Source organism: Mesorhizobium sp. M7A.F.Ca.ET.027.02.1.1 (assembly GCF_004022985.1).
GTDB lineage: Bacteria > Pseudomonadota > Alphaproteobacteria > Rhizobiales > Rhizobiaceae > Mesorhizobium.
Genome location: NZ_RZOL01000339.1, coordinates 1 through 6,920, shown reverse-complemented (window position 1 = coordinate 6,920; position 6,920 = coordinate 1). Strand labels below are relative to the sequence as shown.

Below are 6,920 nucleotides of genomic sequence, written 5' to 3'. Positions count from 1 at the left end.
ATAGAAGCGAGCCCGCGAGCGACAGCGTCAGAGCGCCGATCACCGTGCCGACCGGCGAGACGACGCCGCCGGTAAAGGCGCCGCCGCCGAGGATCACCGCGCCGACGCCGAGCAGCGTATAGGCCGGCGCGACATTGGCGTCGCCCGATGTGGTGAGGCCGGTCAGCGTCAGCCCGGCCACACAGGCGAGCAGGCCGGCGACCGCATAGACCGCGACCCGGATGCCGATAACGGACCAGCCGGCGCGCTCGACGGCGCGCGGATTGCCGCCTGCGCCGCGCAGCACCACGCCATAGGAGGAGCGTGAGATGACGAGATGGCCGGCGAGCGCCGCCAGTGCCGCCAGCCAGATCGACAGCGGCATCAAAGGCGGCTGCCAGCTCATGAAGGCGGCAAGCCATGCGGGTGCCGAGCCACCCGGTGCCGGCAACAGGATGACGGCGATGCCGAGCCAGATGAAGGACATGCCCAGCGTCACGATGATCGAGGGCAATTGCCGGGCATGAATAAGCAGGCCGAAACCGGCATAGGCGGCGATCAGGACGATGTAGCACAGCGCCGCGATTGCCGGCGCGTCCCCGAGATAGAGCGCCGTGACGCAGGTGATCAGCCCGACAAAGGCGCCGTTCGACAGGTCGATGTCGCCCAGCATGATCACCATCATCTGCGCCAGCGCGGCAAAGACCAGCGGCACCGAGAGCTTGAACAGCAGATGGAAGCCGAAATAGCTCATCGCCGCCGGGCGGATGCTGAAGATGATGGCCAGCATAACCAGCAGCGCGATAGCCGGCAGGCCGACCTGCATGGCATTGAGCAAGGCCGAACGCGGATTGGAAGGAGAACGGGCCGGAACTCGGGCAGCCGCGTCAGACATGGTCGCCTCCGAACGACGCCTGCAGGATACGGCCGGTCTCGATGGCCTCATCTTCCAGCCTGGCCACGGCGCGGCCCTCGCGGAAGACATAGATGCGCTCACAATTGGTCAGCTCTTCGAGTTCGGTTGTGTACCAGACGAAGGCGCGTCCGTTCTCGGCCTCCGCGCGGATCAGCCGGTAGACCTCCTGCTTGGTGCCGACATCGACGCCGCGCATCGGATCGTCGAGGAAGATCACCTCGGCGTCCGACGCCAGCGCACGAGCGAACAGCACCTTCTGCTGGTTGCCGCCGGACAGCGACATGATCGGCGTGTCGATCGAAGGCGCCTTTACCTTGAGCCGCTCCGACCAGGTCTCGGCCAGCTTGCGAGCGGCGGCGCCTGAAATCATGCCGCCCCGCGTCAGCGCATTCAGGCTGCGGATGGTCAGATTGTCGGCGATAGACCACAGTGAGAACACGCCTTCAGAGCCGCGGTCGCCGGCAACATAGGCACCCGGCAAGGCCTCGCGCTGCCGGCGCGCGGCATAGAACATCGCGCGCAGCCGCTCGCGCTGGCCGTGGCCGTCGAGCCCGGCGAAACCGATGATCTCGCCCTTGCCGACGTCGATGGTCAGATCAGCGGTGTCGCGGCCGGCATGCCGGATAACCGGAGCTTGCACCGACGACGCCTTGCCTGCGGAGCGATCGCGGGGCCGCTCGATGCTGCCCATCAATTCGACAAGCGCGGCGCGCGACAGGCCGGCGGTCGCCCGCTCGGCGACGACCTTGCCGTCGACCATGACGACGGTGCGGTCGCAGACGGCGAGGATCTCGTTCAGTCGATGGGTGATCAGGATGCAGGCGATACCACGTCCGGCGGCACGACGAATGTGGGTGAGCAGTTGCTCCGTCGCCTCATGGCCGAGCGCCGAGGTTGGCTCATCGAGAATGACGGCGCGCAATTTGATGCTGGTCTGCGTGAAGGCGCGGGCGATCTCGACCATCTGTCGCTCGCCGATCGGCAGGTCGGCGACCTTCCTGTCGAGGTCGATTCCGTGGCCAGGGAAGATCTCGTCCAGCACCGGACCGATTACCTGGCGCGCGCGCCGCCGCCAGCCCAACCCACGCAAGGACCTGTGCACGATGCGGGTGTTTTCCGCCGACGTCAAATTGGCGCAGAGCGACAGTTCCTGAAAGATACAGCGCAGACCGGCCTGCTGGGCACTGGCCGCACTCCAGGCACCGATCTCACGTCCGCCGACGCGAAAGCTGCCGCTGCTGCGCTCGATGGTGCCGGCCAGGACGTTCATCAGCGTCGACTTGCCGGCGCCGTTGTGACCGACCAGGCCAACGACCTCGCCGGGGTTCAGATGAAAATCCACGCCGCCCAAGGCATGCACGGCATCATAGCTCTTGCGGACATTGCCTACCTCGACAAGAGGGCTGTCAGCATCGCCTCTCTCTGCTGCGTCCTTTTTGGGCGACGTGGGATCGTTCATCATTCGGCCATGCTGCTCATTTCGGCGCGGGAACGCCCGGCAGAGGCTCCTTCTTTACGTTGGCGTCGATGATCTTGGCCACCAGCTCCTGCGGGTATTCGGCATTGACCACGCCGCCTGCGGGAACCGTCTTCAGCCAAGCGTCGAGGTCAGGCTGATTGATCTGCAGGAGCGGCACCTCGACGAATTTCGGCACCTGCTTGCCGGCCAGGATCTGCTGGGCGACCCAGAACGCGACCTGCGAGACGCTGGGCGTGGCGCCCAGCGAGAAAGTTTCGTAGCCGCCGGCATCATGCTCCTGCTTCCACAGCGCCAATTCGTCCTGGCGGTTGCCCATGATGATGATCGGCAGCGGCCGGTTGGCGGCCTTGAATGCCTGCGCCGCGCCATAGCCGTCGCCGCCCTGCGTCAGCACCGCATCGACCTGAGGCAGCGACGGCAGGATGCCCGACACTTCCTTTTGTGCCACGGTCGCCGTCCACTGGCCATAGACCTCGCCGACAGCCTTGTAGCTGGCGTGCGCCTTCATCGCCTTCTCGACGCCCTCATGCAGGCGCTTGTCGAAACCGTCGCCGGCCATACCGCGGATCTCGAGGATGTTGGCCGGTTTGTCGCCGAGCTTGCTGGAGATGAAATCCAGTTCTGCCTTGGCATAGGAGTCAAGGTTGTAGTCGACGACATAGGCGCAAGGCTCGGTGACGCCGCTGGCGAAGGCAACGACCGTGATACCGGCATTGCAGGCATCCTTGATGGCGCCGTTGAGTGCGGTGTCGGAGCCGGCAAGGACGATGATCGCGTCGTAGCCCTGCAGGATCAGGTTCTCGATCTGGCTGGCCTGTTCGGTCACCGAATTGTTCGAGCTGACGACGGCTGTTGCGGCGACCTGCTTGTCGGCCACGGCCTTGGCGCCCATTTCCTCGAAGCTCTTTATCATCACCTGGCGGAAGGAATTGCCGGCGTAGGAATTGCTGAAGGCGATCTTCTTGGCCGAAGTGTCGCCCTTGGCGACGCCGTCATCGGCGCGCGCGTCCAGCGTTGCAAAGCTGGTGCAGCCGAGCATGGCTGCAAGGAATAAGGCTGTGGTCCTGCTCATTGTTGTTCTCCTCCGGTTGAAAGTCATAGCGTCCTCCCGCCGATCCTTTCGAACGAAAAATGTCAGCCCAGCCCGAGATCGGGCACGGCATCGTTCAAATGGTCGGCGAAACTGGTGTTGGGCAGCAGCGGATACCAGCCCGGACGGCCAGGATCGCGGTCGTAGGCGTAGCCGCCCAGCGAGCGATAGAGCTCGGCATAGGTTGCGAGTTTGTCGCGATCGAGCTCGACACCGAGGCCCGGTGCCTCCGGCACCGCGATCGCACCATTCTCGTAGCGCATCTTGCCGCCGACGATGATGTCGTCGGCAAGGTGGTGGTAATGCGCGTCGGCGGTGAAGACGAGGTTGGGCAGCACAGCGCCAAGATGCAGCATGGTGGCGAGCTGGATGCCGAGTTCGCCAGAGGAATGCACGGCAATGCCCAGGCCGAACGTGTCGCAGATCTGCGCCGCGCGCACGCAGGCGCGGATGCCGCCCCAGAAAGTGGTGTCGAGCAGGATCACGTCAACCGCAGGGTCGCGCACATTGGTGGCGAGTTGTTCGAAATCGATGACGATGGTGTTGGTGGCCAGCGGGATGGAGAGCTTCTCGCGCAAGCGGCGCATGCCGGCCAGGCCCCAGGTCGGATCCTCGAAATAGTCGTTCCTGAGATCGGAGATGGCCTGGCCGAAACGCAGCGCCTCTTCGACCGACAGGGCGGCGTTCGGATCATAGCGCAGCGTGTCGGCAGGAAATTCGGCGGCGAGCGCCCTGAAACACTCCAGCTCATAGTCGGGGTGAAACACGCCGGCCTTGAGCTTGTGGGCGTGAAAACCATGTTCGGCCTTGAGCGCGCGGGCATGCTCGAGCAATTGATCGATGGTGCGGACCTCGCCCTTGCCGCTGCGGCGGTCGGCATAACGGAAGAACAGATAGGAGGCGAAGCCGATCCGGTCGCGCACGCGCCCGCCAAGCAGTTGGTAGACCGGCACGCCGAGCTTCTTGCCGATGATGTCGAGACAGGCGAATTCCAGCGCTGCGTGGAGCTGCGTGCGATTGTTGTAGAGCGACGCCGTCGGATTGCAGATGGCGTAACGCATGCGGTTGAGGTCGAAGGGATCGTGGCCGACAAGGTAGGATTTCAGCCCGGCGAAAGCGAGTTCGGCGCCGGCGCCGCCGCCGCCCATCTCGCCGAGCCCAACAATGCCTTCGTCGGTCTCGACCTCGACCACGGTGCGGACAAAGCGTCCCCAATGCGTACCGTTGCTGTGCCGCAATGCTGCTTCCAGCGGAACGGTGATGGTGGTCGCCTTGATGTCCGTGATCTTCATGCCGGCTCCTCTCCCCTGGCCTACCGGCGTCATACACACTACCATGGTAGTATGTCAATACAGCGTCAATCCTGCTTGCCGCTTGAGTTGGGGCGTGCGCAGTGTCATGACCGGAGCAGTGCAGCGCCATTCACAGCAACGGATTCGTCATGGGGACCAAGCTTTCGGGGGCGACCAGATTTTCAGGCAATGCTGCCAGGCTGAAAAACGCCGGTCAGCGCGAACCCTCGCGGGTTCTGGAGCCGGTCAACAATCGCATGCCGATCTCACCGCAGATCTACGAGCGCCTGCGCCGCGCCATCACGACGCTGGCGATGTTGCCGTCGGAAGCGCTCAGCGAACAGGACCTTGCCCAGCAGCTCGGTGTCAGCCGTACACCCGTGCGCGAGGCGCTGATCCGGCTTGCCGATGAAGGGCTGATCGACATCCTGCCGCAACGCGGCAGCTTCGTCGCGCCGATCCGGCTAAGTGACGTCGAGGAAGCGCAGTTCATTCGCGAGGCGCTCGAAGTCTCCGTCGTGCAGAAGCTGGCCGGACACGGTTCCAGCGCCTTCATCGCGGCAGGCAGGGTGAACCTTGCCCAACAGGCCAAGGCAGTGGCCGAGGGCGACCGCGAGCTGTTTCTTGAGCTTGACGAGGGCTTCCATCGCAGCCTTTGCGAAGAGGCCGGCCTGCCCAAGAGCTGGCGGGTGATCCAGGTGGTCAAGCTGCAGATGGACCGTGTGCGCTATCTGAGCCTGCCCGAACCCGGCCACCTTGAAACGCTGCTCGCTCAGCATGTGGCGATCTTTGAGGCTGTGGAGACCGGCGAGGCAAAGCAGGCAGGCGCGCGTATGGCGGCGCATTTGCGCGAAGTGCTCCGCACGGTTCAACGGCTCAACGTGGCCCGCCCGGACCTCTTTGGCCAATGAGCCATTGACCGCTCATTGTGCCATTGGGTGAAGAGCAGCGCCGCGGACGTGCTGCCACATTTTTGATGAGGAATTCCTGCGCGCCAAGGCCTGATCCGCGTATGCTACGGGCGCTTCGCTTGCCTGGCGTCAACCGCCGAAGCGCGGCTCCGCGACGCCCGTGATGCCAAGGCCCGTGATGGCGAACAGACTGCCGCGCAAAACGCCGTCGCCGGGAAAACGCGGCAGCGGCGGCTTGGCCATCGAGGTGACGTAGAGGGTGTCCAGCTTCGGCCCGCCGAACATGACGCTGGTGATCTTCTTGACCGGCATATCGATGACGCGGTCGATGCTGCCATCGGGCGCATAGCGCACCAGTCTTCCGTCATAGACCAGCGCATTCCACAGATAGCCCTCGGCATCGACGGTCGAGCCGTCCGCCGCACCGCCCCGGCTGGTGTCGACGCGCACGAAGGTGCGCCTGTTGGTGGCGGCACCGGTGGCGATGTCGTAGTCGTAGGCCCATATCTCGCCGGTCCAGGTGTCGGCGAAATAGAAGGTGCGGTCGTCGGGGCTCCAGCATGGACCGTTGGAACAGATGATGCCGGAATCGATCCGGGTGACGGAGAAATCCGGATCGAGCCGGTAGAGCCCGCCGGACGGCCCCTCTTCCATCGTATCCATGGAGCCAGCGAAGAAGCGGCCGCGCCGGTCGACCTTGCCGTCGTTGAGCCGGTTCATCGGCTTGTCCGGCTCGGGATCGTGGATCAGCGTCACATCGCCGGAGGCGAAATCGAGCAGATGGAAACCGCGCTGCAGCGACACCACGGCGCCGCTACCGTCCTTGCGCAGCGCCATCGAGCCGATCTTCATCGGCACATCCCATGACCGGATCTCGCGTCCGTCGGCGGTCGCCCGAAACACGCGCCCGTCGAAGCTGTCGATCCAGTAGAGTCGTTCCTGTTCGACGTCCCACAGCGGTCCTTCGCCCAGCGTGGTCTTCACGTCCACCACGACTTCGATCTTCATGCCGTCCTCCTCCGTTTTTGCGTCTCGCGGCGATTGTTCGGGCCGCCTCAGAAAGCGACCTTGTCGCCGCCTTTCAATGACAGGATTTCGCGTGCCTCGTCGGGCGTCGCCACCTCCATGCCGAGCCCTTCGATGATCTTGCGGGCCAGCAAGACCTGCTCGGCGTTCGATTTGGCAAGCTTGCCCTTGCCTGCCCACACACTGTCCTCCAGCCCGACTCGGATGTTGCCGCCAAGCGCTGCCG

At 64.4% G+C, this 6,920-nt stretch carries 7 protein-coding genes; 1 reads left to right on the top strand and 6 read right to left on the bottom strand.

Annotation, left to right across the window (positions count from 1 at the left end; all coding sequences use genetic code 11):
* The 4 genes from EN749_RS27430 to EN749_RS27415 all read right to left on the bottom strand — a co-directional run.
* On the bottom strand, nucleotides 1–874 hold an 874-nt coding region (locus EN749_RS27430; protein WP_210214731.1), incomplete at its 3' end, for an ABC transporter permease.
* Complete coding sequence (locus EN749_RS27425; protein WP_348629383.1) at nucleotides 867–2,357, bottom strand: sugar ABC transporter ATP-binding protein; 1,491 nt, start codon at nucleotides 2,355–2,357, stop codon at nucleotides 867–869. The genes EN749_RS27425 and EN749_RS27430, both read right to left, overlap by 8 nt.
* A gap of 13 nt (nucleotides 2,358–2,370) precedes the next feature.
* Entirely contained in the window at nucleotides 2,371–3,447 is a 1,077-nt protein-coding gene (locus EN749_RS27420) for an ABC transporter substrate-binding protein (protein WP_128364341.1), read from the bottom strand.
* A gap of 62 nt (nucleotides 3,448–3,509) precedes the next feature.
* Nucleotides 3,510–4,757, bottom strand: a complete 1,248-nt coding sequence (locus EN749_RS27415; RefSeq protein ID WP_027036211.1) for an enolase C-terminal domain-like protein — start codon at nucleotides 4,755–4,757, stop codon at nucleotides 3,510–3,512.
* A 149-nt stretch (nucleotides 4,758–4,906) separates the two neighbouring features.
* On the opposite strand from EN749_RS27415, the gene EN749_RS27410 reads away from it, so the two are divergent.
* Nucleotides 4,907–5,668 (top strand): GntR family transcriptional regulator, encoded by a 762-nt coding sequence (locus EN749_RS27410; RefSeq protein ID WP_081738640.1) that lies wholly within the window; start codon nucleotides 4,907–4,909, stop codon nucleotides 5,666–5,668.
* Nucleotides 5,669–5,797: 129 nt separating this feature from the next.
* On the opposite strand, the gene EN749_RS27405 is transcribed toward EN749_RS27410, so the two are convergent.
* Together EN749_RS27405 and EN749_RS27400 are read right to left on the bottom strand one after the other, a co-directional pair.
* The gene (locus EN749_RS27405) at nucleotides 5,798–6,676 is read right to left on the bottom strand and encodes an SMP-30/gluconolactonase/LRE family protein (RefSeq protein ID WP_128364340.1); all 879 of its coding nucleotides are present in this window, start codon (nucleotides 6,674–6,676) and stop codon (nucleotides 5,798–5,800) included.
* 47 nt (nucleotides 6,677–6,723) lie between these two features.
* Nucleotides 6,724–6,920: 3-keto-5-aminohexanoate cleavage protein (locus EN749_RS27400; RefSeq protein ID WP_145991021.1), on the bottom strand; the 197-nt coding region annotated here is incomplete at its 5' end.